General features: G+C 45.3%; 17 protein-coding genes and 1 riboswitch. Of the genes, 13 read left to right on the forward strand and 4 right to left on the reverse strand.

Annotated features, from left to right (window positions below):
• Positions 1-25 precede the first annotated feature (25 nt).
• From QWY22_RS04500 to QWY22_RS04510, 3 genes are all read left to right on the forward strand, one after another.
• On the forward strand, positions 26-715 hold the full coding sequence (locus tag QWY22_RS04500) for a response regulator transcription factor (protein ID WP_300983296.1): 690 nt from the start codon (positions 26-28) through the stop codon (positions 713-715).
• Positions 708-1,724, forward strand: coding sequence for a sensor histidine kinase (locus QWY22_RS04505; RefSeq protein WP_300983298.1), 1,017 nt, complete (start codon positions 708-710; stop codon positions 1,722-1,724). Before QWY22_RS04500 ends, QWY22_RS04505 begins: the two co-directional genes overlap by 8 nt.
• A gap of 174 nt (positions 1,725-1,898) precedes the next feature.
• A riboswitch (purine riboswitch) is annotated at positions 1,899-2,002 on the forward strand.
• 139 nt (positions 2,003-2,141) lie between these two features.
• Positions 2,142-3,014, forward strand: coding sequence for a 5'-methylthioadenosine/S-adenosylhomocysteine nucleosidase (locus QWY22_RS04510; RefSeq protein WP_300983299.1), 873 nt, complete (start codon positions 2,142-2,144; stop codon positions 3,012-3,014).
• Positions 3,015-3,138: 124 nt separating this feature from the next.
• Here the strand turns inward: QWY22_RS04510 and QWY22_RS04515 are convergent, their stop codons facing one another.
• Positions 3,139-3,594: a hypothetical protein gene (locus QWY22_RS04515; protein WP_300983300.1), complete on the reverse strand. Its 456-nt coding sequence runs from the start codon at positions 3,592-3,594 to the stop codon at positions 3,139-3,141.
• Between the two features lie 217 nt (positions 3,595-3,811).
• Between QWY22_RS04515 and QWY22_RS04520 the strand changes: the two genes are divergently transcribed.
• The 3 genes from QWY22_RS04520 (at position 3,812) to QWY22_RS04530 (ending at position 7,868) form a co-directional block, all read left to right on the forward strand.
• Entirely contained in the window at positions 3,812-4,579 is a 768-nt protein-coding gene (locus QWY22_RS04520) for an ABC transporter ATP-binding protein (protein ID WP_300983301.1), read from the forward strand.
• Positions 4,572-6,548 (forward strand): FtsX-like permease family protein, encoded by a 1,977-nt coding sequence (locus tag QWY22_RS04525; protein ID WP_300983302.1) that lies wholly within the window; start codon positions 4,572-4,574, stop codon positions 6,546-6,548. Before QWY22_RS04520 ends, QWY22_RS04525 begins: the two co-directional genes overlap by 8 nt.
• A 198-nt stretch (positions 6,549-6,746) precedes the next feature.
• Positions 6,747-7,868, forward strand: coding sequence for an NADH-dependent flavin oxidoreductase (locus QWY22_RS04530; RefSeq protein WP_300983303.1), 1,122 nt, complete (start codon positions 6,747-6,749; stop codon positions 7,866-7,868).
• Between the two features lie 58 nt (positions 7,869-7,926).
• Here QWY22_RS04530 and QWY22_RS04535 read toward each other — a convergent pair whose 3' ends face one another.
• Together QWY22_RS04535 and QWY22_RS04540 are read right to left on the reverse strand one after the other, a co-directional pair.
• Positions 7,927-8,142, reverse strand: coding sequence for a helix-hairpin-helix domain-containing protein (locus QWY22_RS04535; protein WP_074509800.1), 216 nt, complete (start codon positions 8,140-8,142; stop codon positions 7,927-7,929).
• 174 nt (positions 8,143-8,316) lie between these two features.
• The gene (locus QWY22_RS04540; RefSeq protein ID WP_300983304.1) at positions 8,317-9,228 is read right to left on the reverse strand and encodes a DMT family transporter; all 912 of its coding nucleotides are present in this window, start codon (positions 9,226-9,228) and stop codon (positions 8,317-8,319) included.
• Between the two features lie 220 nt (positions 9,229-9,448).
• On the opposite strand from QWY22_RS04540, the gene QWY22_RS04545 reads away from it, so the two are divergent.
• The 5 genes from QWY22_RS04545 (at position 9,449) to QWY22_RS04565 (ending at position 13,114) form a co-directional block, all read left to right on the forward strand.
• Complete coding sequence (locus QWY22_RS04545; RefSeq protein WP_300983306.1) at positions 9,449-9,901, forward strand: putative immunity protein; 453 nt, start codon at positions 9,449-9,451, stop codon at positions 9,899-9,901.
• Positions 9,902-10,116: 215 nt separating this feature from the next.
• The gene (locus QWY22_RS04550; RefSeq protein ID WP_300983307.1) at positions 10,117-10,977 is read left to right on the forward strand and encodes a PPK2 family polyphosphate kinase; all 861 of its coding nucleotides are present in this window, start codon (positions 10,117-10,119) and stop codon (positions 10,975-10,977) included.
• A gap of 141 nt (positions 10,978-11,118) precedes the next feature.
• The gene (locus QWY22_RS04555) at positions 11,119-11,445 is read left to right on the forward strand and encodes an ArsR/SmtB family transcription factor (RefSeq protein ID WP_300983308.1); all 327 of its coding nucleotides are present in this window, start codon (positions 11,119-11,121) and stop codon (positions 11,443-11,445) included.
• 58 nt (positions 11,446-11,503) lie between these two features.
• Positions 11,504-12,004, forward strand: coding sequence for an SRPBCC domain-containing protein (locus tag QWY22_RS04560; protein WP_300983309.1), 501 nt, complete (start codon positions 11,504-11,506; stop codon positions 12,002-12,004).
• Between the two features lie 309 nt (positions 12,005-12,313).
• On the forward strand, positions 12,314-13,114 hold the full coding sequence (locus QWY22_RS04565; protein WP_300983310.1) for an SDR family NAD(P)-dependent oxidoreductase: 801 nt from the start codon (positions 12,314-12,316) through the stop codon (positions 13,112-13,114).
• Between the two features lie 60 nt (positions 13,115-13,174).
• Here QWY22_RS04565 and QWY22_RS04570 read toward each other — a convergent pair whose 3' ends face one another.
• A complete protein-coding gene (locus QWY22_RS04570; protein ID WP_300983311.1) occupies positions 13,175-14,143 on the reverse strand; it encodes a sugar phosphate isomerase/epimerase family protein in 969 nt (322 codons plus the stop codon).
• A gap of 199 nt (positions 14,144-14,342) precedes the next feature.
• Between QWY22_RS04570 and QWY22_RS04575 the strand changes: the two genes are divergently transcribed.
• Entirely contained in the window at positions 14,343-15,332 is a 990-nt protein-coding gene (locus QWY22_RS04575; protein ID WP_300983312.1) for a LacI family DNA-binding transcriptional regulator, read from the forward strand.
• A gap of 91 nt (positions 15,333-15,423) precedes the next feature.
• Positions 15,424-16,395: a substrate-binding domain-containing protein gene (locus QWY22_RS04580; protein WP_300983313.1), complete on the forward strand. Its 972-nt coding sequence runs from the start codon at positions 15,424-15,426 to the stop codon at positions 16,393-16,395.
• The last annotated feature ends 21 nt before the right edge of the window (positions 16,396-16,416 follow it).

Here is a 16,416-nt window from a genome sequence, read left to right on the forward strand (position 1 = left end):
AATTTTAAAGGCAGGAGGGAAGCACATGTTCAAAATCATGATAGTTGAAGACGATGAGACGATTGCCGGCATACTGAAGAAAGAACTGCAGAAATGGAATTACGAAGCCTTTGCAGTAGAGGATTTTAACGGTGTGCTTGATGTGTTCAAAGAACAGGCGCCGCAATTGATCTTGCTGGATATCCAATTGCCTTCGTTCAATGGCTATTACTGGTGCCAGGAAATCCGGAAATTGTCTCAAGTGCCGATTATTTTCATTTCTTCTCGGAATGAAAATTTGGATATCGTCATGGCCATTCAAATGGGAGCCGACGATTTCATCTCAAAACCATTCGATTTAACCGTTGCTATTGCCAAAACACAGGCGTTGTTGAGAAGAACATATGATTTTAATGAAGCAGATAACTTTCTAAACTTTAATCGTACAGTTTTAAAGCCGGGTGAATCGAAGCTCTATTACGAAAAGCGGGAAGTGGATTTAACTCGTACAGAACTGAAAATCCTTGAACTGTTGTTTCACCAAAAGGGAAAGTATGTTACGCGGGAAGAAATTATGGTCAAGCTATGGGAGGACGAATCGTTCATTGATGACAATACCTTGGCTGTGAATGTGGCGCGACTGCGAAAAAAGCTGGCAAAGGCAGAACTGGCCGACTTTATTGTGACTAAAAAAGGGGTTGGGTATGCACTAAACAAGGAGGCAGCCCATGCGTAGTTTTTGGGGCAGTGCTGTTTTAAATAACTTCTTGCAGGCCATACGTCATCAAGTATTTGTTTTTGCTGGGATGGCTGTCATATTCGGTTTGATTTTTGTGTTGGGCCGCCTGCCCCTCGACCTTTTTCTCTATACTATGGAGTTATCGCTGTTCTTGTTTACTGTGTTTTTGCTTGTCCAGTATATTCGATATACAAAGCGCTACGAGAGATTGCAGGAACTCCAGACAGCAAACAGCGACAAAGTGGAAAAGCTTTTAGAAAGTGTGGATCCTGCTGACAAATTATACATAGAAAAATTAGCGGCAGTGATGAGGGAACAGCGTGAAGCAGAAACAGCCTATGCAGACCGGCAAACCAATCAACTGGATTATTTCACTTTATGGCTGCATCAAATCAAGACGCCGATTTCTGCGATCAGTTTGCTGAACCAAAGTTCCAGCGGGAAAGAGGCAAGGCAGATTTCACAGGAATTGCTTAGGCTAGAGGATTATACCCATATGGCATTAAATTATGTGAAGCTGGAAGAACCGGGTTCTGAACTTGATTTGAGCCAGGTGGACCTTGATGGTGTTATTAAAAAAGCTCTCAAAAAATATTCTATTTTGTTTATCTACAACGGCATTAAATTAGAATACGAACCGCTTCAGATGACTGTTTTATCCGATGAAAAATGGCTGCAAAATTTGCTTGAACAGTTGATATCCAACAGCTTGAAATACACGCCAAACGGCAAAATCTCCATTTACAAAGATTCAGAGAAAGAAGGAAGGCTGATCATTGAAGATACGGGCATCGGCATTCGCCCTGAAGATTTGCCGAAGATTTTCAACAAGGGCTATTCAGGTTTCAATGGCCGTCTTTATGAAAAATCGACGGGACTAGGATTGTTTCTCAGCAGAAAAATCTGTGAACGGTTGGGGTATAAGCTCGATATTCAGTCGGAACTAGGCAAAGGAACAAAGGTGCTGATCGATCTGTCGAGAGAGGAATTACGGGTATTTGATTGAGGAACGAGAATGCAGTTGGATAAAGAGAAAAGAACCAAAAACAGAAAAACGATTGGTGATTTTAGTAGAAAGTCGGATGAAACTTAAAAAACACGAACTATAAATAGATAATAAGATATAAATGTTCGTTTTTGTGTTGACTCCCTGTTGGGTGCTTGTTATATTAGCAAAGTGTTAAAAATGAATAATAATTCTCGTATATGCCCGGTAATATGGTCCGGGCGTTTCTACCAAGTTCCCAAAAAATGAACTGGACTACGGGTTGAAGTATTTGGCGATGGCGATTTTAACCGACTATTGGTTTGCCTCGTTCACACTTTAACTTTGCAGGTCCAGAAGGTTAGCGCAAGCTAACTTCTCTGGCTTTTTTTGTGTGGACAGCCGTGGGGAGGACTTAACAACTAGGAGGAAGACAGCATGAGAAAAGTGAAAACCTATCAAATTTGGGTACTGGCAATGGCGATCTTGCTAATTCTTGCAGGATGCAGTTCAACAGGCGAAACAGAAGCGAAAGAAAAACCGCAACGTCCGATTTTAATTCAAGGGCCAATGCCGATTGAAGCGGAAAAGTTTGCTGAACGTTTGGAAAATGTGAAAGTAGAAGAAGCAGGGTCGACCTTTGAATTTTACATTGGGACAGTGGAAGGGTATCCGGTGATTGTAACCAAGACAGGGAAAGGGACGGCAAATACCGGTGCCGCAACTGCATTGGCCATTGAAAAATACAATCCCGCAGCAATCATCAACCAAGGAACATCAGGCGGACACGATCCAGCACTGAACGTCTTTGATATTGTGCTTGGCGAACGTTCTGTAAATATAGGAGCTTTGAAAACAGGGGATTTAGCAAAAGGTGAAGGCATCGAGCCAACGGAATGGAAGCCGATGGACTTGATGGCTTCAGAAGGCAGTGCCGGAGAAGATCCGGATGCTGAAAATATCCGTTACTATGAAGGCGACAAAGAATTATTGGCTGCAGCTAATGCAGTAAAAGATACGCATACTAAAGGGAAAGTTGTAGAAGGAACAATCGGTTCCGCTGATTTCTGGAACAATGAAGTGGACCGCATCAATTGGATCCATGAGAAATATGGCACCTCTGTTGAAGAAATGGAAACTGCATCCGCTGCGCAAATTTCTGCAGCATACGATATTCCATTCCTCGGCATTCGCATTTTATCAAATAATAAAACAAACGACGGTGCTTACAATCCGGATACAGCAGCAGCGAATCAGGATTATGTGTTTGAAGTGGTAAAAGAATACATTTCCAGTCTTTCAAGCAAGTAAGTAAATTAAAAGATGCCTATAAAAACATATAAGGTTTGAAGGCTATCGAGTGTTTCTCGATAGCCTTTTTCTTTTCGCTTCATGTGGCCGCTTTCCACTGCGCCTTCACTCGGGTCTGAAAGTTTCAATGCCAATTCATCTGTTCAATCAATCGCGCAATCAGAATCTGGAAATCGCGTTCGGGATAGCGTTCCTTGCTCTTCTTGAGTTCTTCAGCAGCATAGCTGGCTGCTTCTTCGTAGTTCGAGTGGGTAGCTACAGCGCCTTGGCTTGTGTACATGGGAGAAGTTCCATTGATCTGCACAAACCGGAATGTTATATAAGGGCGTTGCTCATTTGGATGTTTCGTATCTTCAGATGTCAAAACATCATTTTCCCCAAAGTAAGACTGCTGATTTTCGGTGGCCAGGCCGATGCGCTTCAATAGCCACAAGGCGGTGTAGCCCATCGGTGCTTCTTCACGCAGGTTGTGGAAAATTTCTGGAATCGTCTGGGCAACTTTTGGGAACGGGTTTGCTCCATTCGTTAAGTAGACAAAATAAGCAGGAGCGGATTGGTCTTTCAGTAACTTTTCAATCATTGGTCTGCCTCCTAAAAAATTGCTTTATAAAGAAACAAAGGTCTCTAAGAATAGTATAACAATAAAATCGAAACAACCTTCAGAGTTCCCTTTATTTGGATTTGGAGAGGTTGAAAGGTATCTTACGATTTCGTAAGATACCTTTTTCGATTGTAAGAAACGGTACAGGCAGTCCGCATTTTTCTGTCGTATAGTTAAAAGCAAGGAGGGGTTAACAATGGCCTTATTAGAAATTAAGAATCTGAAAAAAGTATATACGGCTCGTTTTTCCAACCAGCAAACCGAAGCACTATCGACGGTCAACTTCTCAGTGAAAAAAGGCGAGTTCGTCTCCATCATGGGCGAGTCGGGTTCCGGGAAAACGACGCTTCTGAATATCATTTCGACTTTGGACGAGGCGACTGGCGGAGAAGTTTATCTCGAAGGTAAGCCCCTATCCAACATTAAAGACAAAGAAATATCCGCTTTCCGCCGGAACACCTTGGGCTTTGTGTTCCAGGACTTTAATTTGCTGGATAATTTTACAATCAAAGACAACGTTCTGCTGCCGCTCGTGCTGTCAAAAACTCCGGTAGCGGAAATGGAAGAGCGGCTGATCCCCATTGTCCGCAAGCTTGGAATTGAAGCCCATATCAACAAATACCCATATGAAGTTTCAGGCGGACAAAAGCAGCGGGTAGCTGTGGCGCGGGCATTGATCACACAACCGAAAATCATTCTGGCAGACGAACCGACCGGTGCGCTCGATTCGAAGGCTTCACAAAACTTAATGGAAATATTAAAGGGGATCAATGAAACAGGCCAGACGATTTTGATGGTCACACACAGTACGCGCGCAGCAAGTTTTTCAAGCCGGGTCTTATTCATCCGCGATGGATCCGTCTACCACGAAATTTACCGCGGCGAGCAGACTTCGGACGAATTCATGGAGCGCATTTCCCAATCATTGACGGTGTTGTCGAGCCGGGGTGGAAAAGATGAATAGCCGCTTTTTCATTTCTTTGGCCGTTCGCAACATCAAATCGAACCAGCAACTGTATATGCCTTATTTGCTGTCGTCGACCGCGATTATCACGATGTTCTATTTGATGTCTTCTCTTTTAACGAATAAATTCGTCCAGGAACGTTCAAGTGTGTTGCCGACGCTTTTTGCAATGGGGACGATTGTCATTGGAATTTTTTCGTTTATCTTTATTTTGTATATCAATAGTTTTTTGATCAAAAGAAGAAAAAAGGAGATCGGCCTCTACGGAATACTGGGCTTGGAGAAAAAGCATGTGGCGAAAATCTTGTTTTTTGAGACGCTCATCACGACGTTTGTGAGCATTGCCGGAGCGCTGATTTTAGGGCAGATTTTTGGGCGCTTGTTTTTCATGCTGCTGAATTATCTGCTCCGTTTGCCGACAAATATCAATTATTCGACAAGCCCGATGACGGCTTTGGTCACGGCAGGCTTGTTCGCTGGAGTTTTTGCGATTACCTATCTGTACAACGTCAGCCAGTTTACATTCGCCAATCCGATTAAATTGTTGAAAGGCAAAAAAGAAGGGGAAAAAGAACCGAAAGGATCGATTCTCCTCTTTGTCTTGTCTATCGTTTTGATAGGTTGGGGCTACGGCATTTCGCTGACAATTGCCGACCCGCTCAGCGCGATTTCAAAGTTTTTCCTTGCAGTCCTGCTGGTTATTATGGGAACCTATTTACTGTTTATCACGGGCTCGATTTATATTTTGAAGGCGCTGAAGAAAAACAAACGGATCTACTATCGGCCGGGGCCGTTCATCTCCATTTCAGGCATGTTGTACCGGATGAAGCAAAATGCGGTGGGGTTAGCGAATATCTGTATTTTGGCTTCGATGGTGATCATTGCCGTGTCGACAACAGTCACTATTTTTGTAGGGACAGAAGAAACATTGGAAAATCGTTTTCCGAATGAGAACAATATGACCCTTAACGGGACAGACTTATCACAGGAAGAGCTGAATACACAATTTGTGGGGCTTCAGGGCAAGTTCCGTGAAGAAGCACAGAAAATGGAGCTTAAAGTGACAGACATGGAAAGTTATCGCTACTTGACTGTGTTTGGTAATTTGGAAGGCGATCGCCTCGTATTTGAAGAAGGGTTCCCGGCAGCCAATGCCCCTTTATATATCCAGGTGCTCTTATTGGAAGACTTTAATGAAATGGCTGGAAAACAGGTCGAGCTTTCAGAAGGCGAAGCGCTGTACTACCATTCAGAGGGAGCTCTCAATCAGCAGAATATTGTAATCGGGGATCAGAAGTTCAATTTGAAGGAAGCCGACTACGATTTTGAAGGCGAAGCGGCAATTGTCACGACAATGGTTCTGATTGTTCCTGAACTTTCCCAGATCGAAATGATTTCGGAAATTAATAAGAAGGAACTTCCGCAGGGCAACCCAGCGAGCATTGATGCCTTCATCGGCTGGAATACAGACGGGACCAATGCGCAAAAGAAAGCATTTGGCGAGCAGATGAAACAGTTATCGTTCGGTTCCGAATCGCTCAGTTTCGAATCCAGAGAGGCATTTCGGGAGGAATGGTACAGCATGAATGGCGGGTTCCTGTTTCTCGGGATATTCCTTGGATTGCTGTTTATGATCGGCACAGTCTTGATCACTTATTTCAAGCAAGTATCGGAAGGCTTTGATGACCGGGAGAAATTCCAAATCATGCAAAAAGTAGGCCTCGACAAAGACATGATCCACGAATCGACCCGTTCACAAATTGTCTGGATGTTCCTGCTGCCAATCGTCACAGCTACCATCCATGTCATTTTTGCCTATCCCATTGTCCGCAAAATGCTGACGGTGTTCGGTGTGACGAGTGAAATCACCTGGCTGTTGTCGTTCACAGGAGTCGTAATTGCATTCAGCGCCATTTACTGGATGATTTACCGCATCACTTCAAGAGTCTATTACAGTATTGTGAAATAAATTCATTGGAGAGCTGTTCGAGGACCCTGTCCCCTGAATGGCTCTTTTTTCAGCCTAAAGACTGAAATGGTGTTCAAAATGAGCATATTAATACCTTTTTGTCTTATTTTCAAATAGCATTTACCTATAAAGGAAACGGAAACTATTCCCGCTTTCCAACAATGGCAACTGGGTATAGACCTTTAAGGAGGAATTCATTTGAAAATTAAAACAGAAAACATATTCGAACCGTTTACATTTACATCGGGCTTAACCGTGAAAAATCGGGTTATGATGGCGCCGATGACAATCTCCTCTTCAGATGCAAACGGAGACGCGACGGACGCCGAACTGGCGTATTACAATCGCCGGGCTAAAAGTGGACTGGGAGCTGTCATCACCGCTTGTGCATTCGTTGAACCGTTAGGCGCCGGATTCCCGGATTCCATTGGAGCGGACAGCGATGAGCGCATTCCAAGTTTGGTGCGATTGGCTGAATCCATCCACGACGGCGGAGCCAAAGCAATTCTTCAGATTTTCCATGCCGGCCGTATGTCCAATTCGAAATTGCTGAACGGCGAACAGCCGGTGTCAGCAAGCAATATCGCGGCCCCGCGTCCGAATGCGGAAATACCGCGTGAAATGGCGCCTGAAGAAATCGAAGCCACGATTGCTGCTTTCGGTGAAGCCACAAGACGGGCGATACAGGCAGGATTCGACGGAGTCGAAATCCACGGAGCCAATACGTACTTGGTGCAGCAATTTTTCTCCCCTCATTCCAACCGCCGCAATGACAAATGGGGCGGGGATGTAAACGCACGGATGGCGTTTCCACTAGCGGTTATTGAATCAATTCAAGAAGCGGTGGCTAAATATGCCGAGAAGCCGTTTGTAATCGGCTACCGAATCAGCCCGGAAGAACGGGAAGAACCGGGCATTACGATGGACGACACACTGCTGTTTTTGTCGGCCATCGTGGACAAAGGCATTGATTATATCCATGCATCTGTCGGCAATTTCTTCGGCGGATCCATACGGGAAGACGATGTCCGTTCGCGCGTGGAAATGATCCAGGAACATGTCGGAGACCGTGTGCCGGTCATCGGCGTCGGCAGCCTGCAGACGCTTGAACAAGTGAAAAAGGCGCTTGAAATCATGCCGCTTGTATCACTTGGCCATGCTTTGATCATGGATCCGGAATGGTTAGTGAAAGTGAAGAAAAGCCAGGAGAAAGAAATTTTCCAAGCGCTTCACCGCAGCAAAAAGGATGAACTGGATATTCCTGAAAACTTATGGAATATGGTTGCCAATGCACCAGGCTGGTTCCGCGTAGAAGACTGAGCGAAAAAAGCCGCGTTTCCAGTGAATATACTGGAAACGCGGCTTTTCTGCTGCGGAATCATTGCGCGTCTTCTGAAAAAGACAGCCTTTTTTCGTGAAGAGCCTCGCGCAGAATTCTGATCGCTTTTGGCCCAACGCCGTGCAACTTCAAAAGATCTTTTTCTGAAACAGTGGTGAATTGCTCCAGATGCGTGAAGCCGGCGAGCAATAAAGCATTGGTTGCAGGGCGTCCTATGCCCTGCGGCAAACTGTGTTCAACTTCCTGCTGTGCCATTTTAATCCCTCCAGCCCTTCTTGCTGTAAATATACTGCCAGCCTAAGAAAATTGCAATGCTTAGAATATCAGGGGCGATTCCTGAACTCTTGGAAAATAGGAATGCGGTCAATTCGTTATACCATTAAAAAGCTGCAGCCCATAAGTTTGGCTGCAGCTATCGTTTGGATGAAGTTACGAAGATTCGGCAGTCCGGCTTGAATGCATGCGCCGGCTTCTTCTGCTGAGCACATTGACGATCAATACCCCGGAGATGGCAATCACTCCGCCGATAAGCGAAAGTCCGGTCGGCAGTTCATGCAGCCACATCCAGGCAACCAGGATCGCAACGGCCGGTTCCAAATAAATCATGCTCGATACGGAGCTGGCACTGCTCAAAGACAAGGCAGTGGACCACGTGACATAAGCGATGGCAGCCGGGAAAATGCCGACATACAGCGTGGATAAATGGGCTTCCAGCGTCGCATTTTGCAGTGCTGTGAAAATGCCCGGCGAAAAGATGAAAAACGGCAATGTGCCGGCCCAAGTGAAATAAGCCGTCAGTTCGATTGCCGAGTAGCGCCCCAGCAAATTTTTCTGGTACACAAAAAAGATGGATGTCGCAAAAGCCGCAATCAGGACCAGCAAGGCGCCTTTATTGAGCGTCAGCGATGCGCCTGCAGCCCCAAACGCAATCAGGACAATGCCGATAAAGCCGACGCCAAGGCCGATCCAGCCGATTCCCGTCAAGCGCTCTTTCAGCACAACGGCTGCAATCAATGCAGTGAAAATCGGCCCGGAGCCAACCAGCATGCCTGCGGTGCCGGCAGAAATGGTCTCCATCCCGAAAGTGACGCAGATATGGTAAATGCTGATGCCAATCCAGCCAAGAACCAATATGCTCCAAATATCTTGCTTGCGTGGAAGCCGGAATTTCGTGCCGGGCCACAATGCATAAGCGAGGAATAGCAGCGAAGCAATGACAAACCGCACCAAGACCATTTGTCCCGCATCGTAGCCGCCTTGCAAGCTAACGCGGATGGCTGCAAAAGATGATCCCCATATAAGAACTGAAAATAATGCCAGTGAAAATGCTTTTGTATTCAAAAAATTTCCTCCAGTAAACACGATGTATTTATAAAACAACAGTTTCTATTATATTCGGAAAGGATGGAAATGTCTTTTATTCCATCCCTACGCTTGCTGTATAATGAAAAAATATTCCAGTTCCTCTTTTATATGTTTCAATAGTTCTATATTTTTATTAAAAAGCTTCATCTATAATTTAAAGGGTAAAGGGAAATGGTGAGTGAAATGGGGGAAGACAATGGCATCGCAAAAATTTACAGACACAGAGATAAAAAAATCAATCGATGAGTTATTGGAAAAAACAGATCATCGGACAGCGGCATGTTGGGCAGCTGACTGTGCTGAGCGTGTTCTTTCTTATTATGAGCAGTATCACCCTCAAGACGGGCGGCTGCGAAAGGCGGTTCAAGCAGCTCAGCGATGGGGAAAAGGAGAGCTCCCGACTCGAGACGCCCGCGAAGCGGCTTTCCCCGCTCATGCAGCAGCACGTGAAGCGACGGATGAAATTGCAATTGCAGCAGCCCAAGCAGCAGGGCAGGCAGGCGCTACACCTCATAGCATCGGCCATGCAGTCCATGCTTCCACTTATGCCGTCAAAGCGGTGGCCATTGCCACCGATTTCGATGAAGCGGCGATTGCAGAAGAACGGAATTGGCAGTATGCCTGCTTAAAAGAATGGATCCGCTCATAAAACGGAATTCCGCTATTTGTAACTACAAAAAACAGCCTGTCTTCTGCTCATCAGCAGGAGCGGCTGTTTTTTTATGCTATGAAGTTTACAAACCTGCCATACATATTGTCTTTTCCGTCGTTTGTCATCCAATAAGACGGGTAATCTAGTGAAGAACGCTAATTTTTTAATGAATAATAAAGGTGGAACCATCAGTTTATATAAGGAGGAATAGTATGGATTTGAACAAATACCGGATTGAACCGGATGAACAAGTTGAGTTGTCCAAATACCAGACGGCTGAGCAAAATCGGCCCACCGAAGAAGAATTGCGGGATAAGTTAATTCCTGAAAGCCTCGAGAAATTGAAAGTGCTCTACACAAAATTGCGTGCAGAAGAAGAAAAAGGGATTGTCGTTGTCCTCCAGGCAATGGACGCCGCAGGGAAAGATGAAGCCATCAGTTATGTTTTTTCAAATCTGGCGGCACAGGGATTAAAAACGACGTCTTTTAAAAAGCCGACAGAAGACGAACTGAAACACGATTACCTCTGGAGATTTCACAAAGGGCGCCCGGCAAGAGGGGAAATTGGCATTTTCAATCGCTCCTATTACGAAGAAGTGATTGCACCGAGAGTCCACAACCTATTGGAAGATACGCCGCTGCCGAATGAACTGATCGGTGATGATATTTGGAAAGTACGATACCGCCAAATCAATGATTTTGAAAGATACTTAGTGGAAAACGGATTCCCCGTCGTTAAATTCTTTTTTAATATGTCCAAGGGCGAACAGAAAAAACGCTTGCTGGAGCGCATGAAAGATCCCGAAAAAAACTGGGAATTCTCGTTTAACGATGTAAAAGAACGGGAGCATTGGGACGGATATCAGGACATTTTTGAAGACTTGATCAATCATACTTCTACAGAGTACGCGCCATGGTATGTGCTGCCTGCCGATGATGAATGGTATTCGCGTTACCTAATTTCTGAAGTGATGGTCGAGTTGCTTGAGAAAATCAATCCGCAATACCCGGTCATTTCAGGTGAAGAAAAAGAGCAATTGGATGAAGCCATAAAAAAATTGGAAAATGAATAGTGCTGCTACTGCCCTAACCTTCTGAAAAGCGACGGTTAGGGCAGTTTTCTTTTTGCAGGAAAAGAAGTAAACTAATAAAAAGTTCGAAAAGTCAGTTAATATACCTTTACAAGAATATTCCTCGAGGAGTATATTGTAACTATGAAAACACTATTGAATTCATTGGGTGAACCTAATCGTTGGAATATAGTCGAACTGTTGAAGGAAGGGCCTTTGACAGTTGGAGAAATTGCCAGGAAACTGGAGCTCCCGCAGCCGCAAGTATCCAAGCATTTAAAAGTATTAAGCGAAGCCGGGATTGTGGCAGTCCATCCTATCGCGAACCGCCGCGTCTATCAGCTGAATCCCGAGCCGTTTCAGGAATTGCAGGAATGGATTGAATCTTACCGCCAACTCTGGGAAGAACGGTTCGACCGATTGGATGACTATTTAATAAAAGTTCAAAAACATGGAGAGGAGGACAAATGATTGCACTTGCCAGCCGCCTCAGCCAATGGAGTGAAACCTAACCAAAGGAGGAATTACAATGTCATTCAACGAAGGGTCAAATGAGACTTTTACAAAAGTCGAAGGATTGGAAATGGTGATGGAGCGGTTTTTCATGGCGCCGAGGGAGCTTGTCTTTTCAATGTACACCGACCCGGAACACATTCAAAATTGGTGGGGGCCAATTGGCTGGAATACTACGATTTATCAAATGGATGTGCGGCCAGGCGGTATTTGGCATTACTGCATGCGTTCAGAAGATGGGCAAGAAGCGTGGGGGAAAAGCACTTATTTGGAAGTGGAAAAACCAGAACGGCTCGTTTATGAAGATATGTTCTCCGATGAAAACGGGAATGATGCGGAAGGTTTTCCAGTTATGAAAATCACAGTCGACTTTGTGGAAGAGGGCAATGGGACCCGGATTGTCAGCCGGACCCTGTTTGAAACCGAAGAAGATTTAAAACAGGTCATGGAAATGGGCGTAGTCGAAGGCATGACGGAAACCTTTGATCGCCTCGAACAATACTTGAATCAACAGTAGCAGAAAGCACAGTGGAAATAGAACCAGCCACCCTAGAAATGAGATTCATGGGCGGCTGTTTTTTTTATGTTAGAGAAATAGCAGATTGATCAGGACGGTCAGGATAATTGAAAGAACAATTGAAATGATAATACTCCCCATACAAGACATGCGCATAGCCTTCCCACCTTTTTTCCAGTTTCTCTCCTTTTCCTGCTTTCCATGTACATTAAACAATTTTTCTTGCAGATCCTGCGTTTGGCTGATGCAGCTGAAAGGGAAAAGGGGAACCATTCTTGATAAAAACTTAAAAAAGGTGGAGGAATGCTCATGGCTATTTTTTCGAACGACTCATTAACACAAAAACATGTGCTGATTACAGGCGCTACTGGCGGCATCGGATATGAAACGGCGAAGGTGCTGGCAAGCATGGGGGCCAGGCTTACCATAACAGGCAGAAACGAAGAAAAGTTGCTCGAGTTGAAGCAGGAACTCATCTCATTAGCGGGGGAAGAAAATATTTTTGTGAAAACAGCAGATTTGACGGATCAGGCAAGCCGTGAAGAACTTGTGGAAAGTTCTGCGAAAGCCCTTGGATTTATAAACGGCCTCGTCAATTCAGCCGGCATCGGAGGAGGCGGCGTAGTGGAAGAGCTGGATGAAGAAACAGTGGAACGGGTTATGGATGTGAATTTCAAATCCACGCTTTTTCTGACGCAACTGGTATACCGCAAAATGCTTGAACAAAAAGAAGGCGACATCGTTAATCTGTCTTCGCTGTCAGGACTTCGGGGTACGCACGGCAACACAGCTTATGCCGCCAGTAAATTTGCGGTCATTGGCTGGACGCAATCAATGGCGCTGGAAGCGATTGAACACAATATCCGGGTCAATGCCGTTTGTCCAGGATATGTAGAAACAGAAATGGCCTGGAACAGCATCCGGAAGAAAGCGGAAAAGAACGGCATATCGTTTGAAGAAGGAATGAAGGAAGCCGCCGCTGCGATTCCGTCCGGCCGCATATCAACAACGGAAGAAGTGGCAAATACGATTGCGTTCCTGCTGACAGATGCGGCCCGAAATATTGTTGGCGAGTCATTGAAAATTTCAGGCGGGAACTTCATGAGATAAAAAATTTTGCATGGCAAAAAAGATGGGACTGGCAGACGCTGCAGTCCCATCTTTTTCTATTTAAGCCCACCACATTTTAGCCGTAGGTTCTCTCAGCAAAAGCGGCTTTAAATTATCCACCGCTTTCGTAAATCCTTCTTCTACAGACATCAATCCGTCTTCATGTTCGATACTGACGACGTAATCGTAATCGTATAGCCGCAAGGTGCTGATAATATCCGCCCAGGTTTTTTGATCATGGCCAAAACCGACCGTCCGGAAATACCAGGCCCGATCGCGCATCTGGGAATAATCGGTCATATCGGTAAGGCCGTTGCGGTTCATGTTTTGCTGGTCAATGATGGTATCTTTGGCATGGAAATGGTGAATGGCGTTTTCCCGCCCGAGTATTTTGATGGCTTCGACCGGGTCGATGCCTTGCCACCACATATGGCTTGGATCCAGGTTGGCGCCGATTGCAGGGCCGCAAGCTTCACGCAGACGGAGCATGGTAGCAGGCGTATGCACGGAAAATCCGCCGTGGAGCTCCAGGCCGATTTTGACGTTCAGGGATTCGGCCAGCTCATTTTTTTCTTTCCAGTAAGGAATCAGCTTTTCTTCCCACTGCCATTTCAGTATCTCCTGAAAATCGGATGGCCAGGCAGCTACGGGCCAGTTCGGGTAAAGCGCATGTTCATGGTCGCCTGGGCACCCTGAAAATGTATTGACGACAGGCACACCAAGCTTCGATGCGAGTTTCATCGTCTTCACCAACAGTTCATCCGCCGGCTCAGCAAACTTTTTTTGCGGATGAAGCGGATTTGTGTGGCAGCTCAAGGCACTGATAACGAGTCCATGGTCGCTGATCTGCTGCTTGAAACGCTGGAGGCTGTCTGCGTCATCCAGCAGTTCATCCACTTTGCAATGCGCGTTTCCTGGATAGCCGCCCGTCCCAAGCTCTATTGCTTCAATGCCTTTTGACATTACGTAGTCCAGCATTTCCTCAAAGCTCTTCTCCGAAAACAAAACCGTAAAGACGCCTAATTTCAATACCAAAACCTCCTTTTAAAATATCAGAAAATACAGAAATGTAATCCGTTACATCTTTAACATAACCAAATCTTTCTCTGAAATCAATAGATTATGTCCTATAAAAAAACATATTGACAGATAATTCTGAATAAATTACTATGAAAATGTAATCGATTTCATTTTATTTTTAATGGAATTCTGGAAAGTAGGAAAGCATATGGCCAATATCCAGCAGGTAGCAAAACAGGCGGGAGTATCTGTAGCCACAGTTTCAAGAGTGTTGAATGGGCAAAACACGGTTTCGTCGAAAACAAAAACGAAAGTGGAAGAGGCGATAAAATTCCTGAATTATGAACCCAGCATGCTGGGACGGAATTTGCGGAATTCCGAAAGCCGGATCATCCTGATTTTAATCCCGAACATCTCCAATCCGTTTTACCTGGATATCATTAAAGGGATTGAAAACATGGCGCTCAGCCAAGGCTATAACATCCTGTTGTGCGAAACCGATTCGAATCCGGACAAAGAAAATATTTATTTTGATCTGGTGAGAAAAAAGATGGCAGACGGCATTGTGTCGATGGACCCGGCAGTCAATGTAGACACCTTAAAAGAACTTGCCAAAACATACGCCATTATTCAATGCAGCGAATACGGAGGCGGCATTGGCATTCCCTATGTGACAATTGACAGCGAAGAAGCTTCTTACCGCGCGGTAAAGCATTTGATCCAAATCGGGCATACAAAAATTGCACTGATGAATTCGGATGAGAAGTTTTTATATGCCAGAGAACGGAAAGCCGGCTATCAGCGGGCATTGAAAGAGCATGGCATGGCTTTGGACAATGGCTATATGGTCTATACCCAGGAACTTAGCTTTGAACATGGCCAGCAGGCGATGAAAAAAATTTTGGCTTTGCGGGACCGGCCGACAGCCGTTTTTGCGGTATCGGATTTGTTGGCAATCGGGGCATTAAAGGAAATTAATGCTTCCGGCCTCCACGTACCAAATGATATTGCCGTAGTCGGGTTTGACAAAATTGATTTTTCCAATATGACCAATCCGACTTTGACAACCGTTGCTCAGCCCATGTATAAAATGGGGACGACGGCGGCAGCCATGCTGATTGATAAGATTAAAGGCAAGGAAGTGGACAGCGTTATACTTGACTATGAACTCATTATCAGGGAATCCACATCTGGATAAACAATGGCAAGAGGCAATGATGTAATCGGTTCGGACATTTGTGTAATCGCTTACATTTAAGCAGTTTTAAAAAAATAAAGGGGTGAATCGAATGAAGAAATTGTTGATGTTATCGTTGATTACCGTGTTCGGTTTGGCAGGCTGCGGCAGCAATGAAGAAACCGCGTCAAGCGGAGGCGGCAGTGCAGAAGATGATACACTGACGATCGGCATATCCTTGCCTTCTGCAACGCATGGCTGGATGGGGGCGTTGATCGACAGCGCTGAAAAACAGGCACAGGCTTTAAAAGAAAGCGACGGCATTGAATACGTCATGACCAATGCTGCAGACCCGAACAAGCAAGCGAACGATGTGGATGACTTGATCGCACAGGATGTTGATGTCATTGTCATGCTGCCGATCGAATCAGCAGCGCTGACACCGGTCGGCCAAAAAATAAAAGATGCCGGCATACCATTGGTCATCGTTGACCGGGAATTGGAAAATGATGCGGCAACCGTAGTGGTCAAAGGCGACAATGAAGGCATCGGTGTTAATGCCGGCAAATATTTTATCGAACAACTGCAGGGCAAAGGGAAGATTGTTGAAATCAGCGGACCGCCAAGTTCGGTTACGGAACAGCGTGGCTCCGGATTTAAAGAAGCGGTAGACGGGCAGGAGGGCATGGAAATCATTGCTTCACAAAGCGGCGATTTCTCTACTGAAAAATCTCTGGAGGTCATGCAGAATATCTTGCAGGCCAATCCTCAAATTGACGCAGTATTTACACAAGATGACGGAATGGCATTAGGCGTCTTGCAGGCGATTAAAGAAGCAGGCCGCACCGACATCAAATTCGTTACAGGAGCAGGCGGCGCAAAAGAAGTGTTTGAAGACATGAAAAATGATGGCTTGATGAAAGCGACATTCCTGTATTCGCCGACAATGGTGGAGGATGCAGTAAAAATTGCCGCTGATATTGCGCAAGGGGAAGAACCGGCAGAACCGATGGTCGTCAAAGAAGCAACGCAAGTGACCAAAGAAAATGTAGACGAGTATTACGATCCCGAATCTAAATTCTAACAGGATGCCAGGAAATACAAT

Source organism: Planococcus liqunii, from assembly GCF_030413595.1.
GTDB lineage: Bacteria > Bacillota > Bacilli > Bacillales_A > Planococcaceae > Planococcus > Planococcus liqunii.

Coding starts and splice junctions, on each gene's coding strand:
- QWY22_RS04545 (WP_300983306.1), top strand. CDS start 9,449: ATGGCATCGCAAAAATTTACAGACACAGAGATAAAAAAATCAATCGAT.
- QWY22_RS04575 (WP_300983312.1), top strand. CDS start 14,343: ATGGCCAATATCCAGCAGGTAGCAAAACAGGCGGGAGTATCTGTAGCC.
- QWY22_RS04500 (WP_300983296.1), top strand. CDS start 26: ATGTTCAAAATCATGATAGTTGAAGACGATGAGACGATTGCCGGCATA.
- QWY22_RS04520 (WP_300983301.1), top strand. CDS start 3,812: ATGGCCTTATTAGAAATTAAGAATCTGAAAAAAGTATATACGGCTCGT.
- QWY22_RS04580 (WP_300983313.1), top strand. CDS start 15,424: ATGAAGAAATTGTTGATGTTATCGTTGATTACCGTGTTCGGTTTGGCA.
- QWY22_RS04565 (WP_300983310.1), top strand. CDS start 12,314: ATGGCTATTTTTTCGAACGACTCATTAACACAAAAACATGTGCTGATT.
- QWY22_RS04535 (WP_074509800.1), bottom strand. CDS start 8,142: ATGGCACAGCAGGAAGTTGAACACAGTTTGCCGCAGGGCATAGGACGC.
- QWY22_RS04505 (WP_300983298.1), top strand. CDS start 708: ATGCGTAGTTTTTGGGGCAGTGCTGTTTTAAATAACTTCTTGCAGGCC.
- QWY22_RS04560 (WP_300983309.1), top strand. CDS start 11,504: ATGTCATTCAACGAAGGGTCAAATGAGACTTTTACAAAAGTCGAAGGA.
- QWY22_RS04510 (WP_300983299.1), top strand. CDS start 2,142: ATGAGAAAAGTGAAAACCTATCAAATTTGGGTACTGGCAATGGCGATC.
- QWY22_RS04555 (WP_300983308.1), top strand. CDS start 11,119: ATGAAAACACTATTGAATTCATTGGGTGAACCTAATCGTTGGAATATA.
- QWY22_RS04515 (WP_300983300.1), bottom strand. CDS start 3,594: ATGATTGAAAAGTTACTGAAAGACCAATCCGCTCCTGCTTATTTTGTC.
- QWY22_RS04525 (WP_300983302.1), top strand. CDS start 4,572: ATGAATAGCCGCTTTTTCATTTCTTTGGCCGTTCGCAACATCAAATCG.
- QWY22_RS04550 (WP_300983307.1), top strand. CDS start 10,117: ATGGATTTGAACAAATACCGGATTGAACCGGATGAACAAGTTGAGTTG.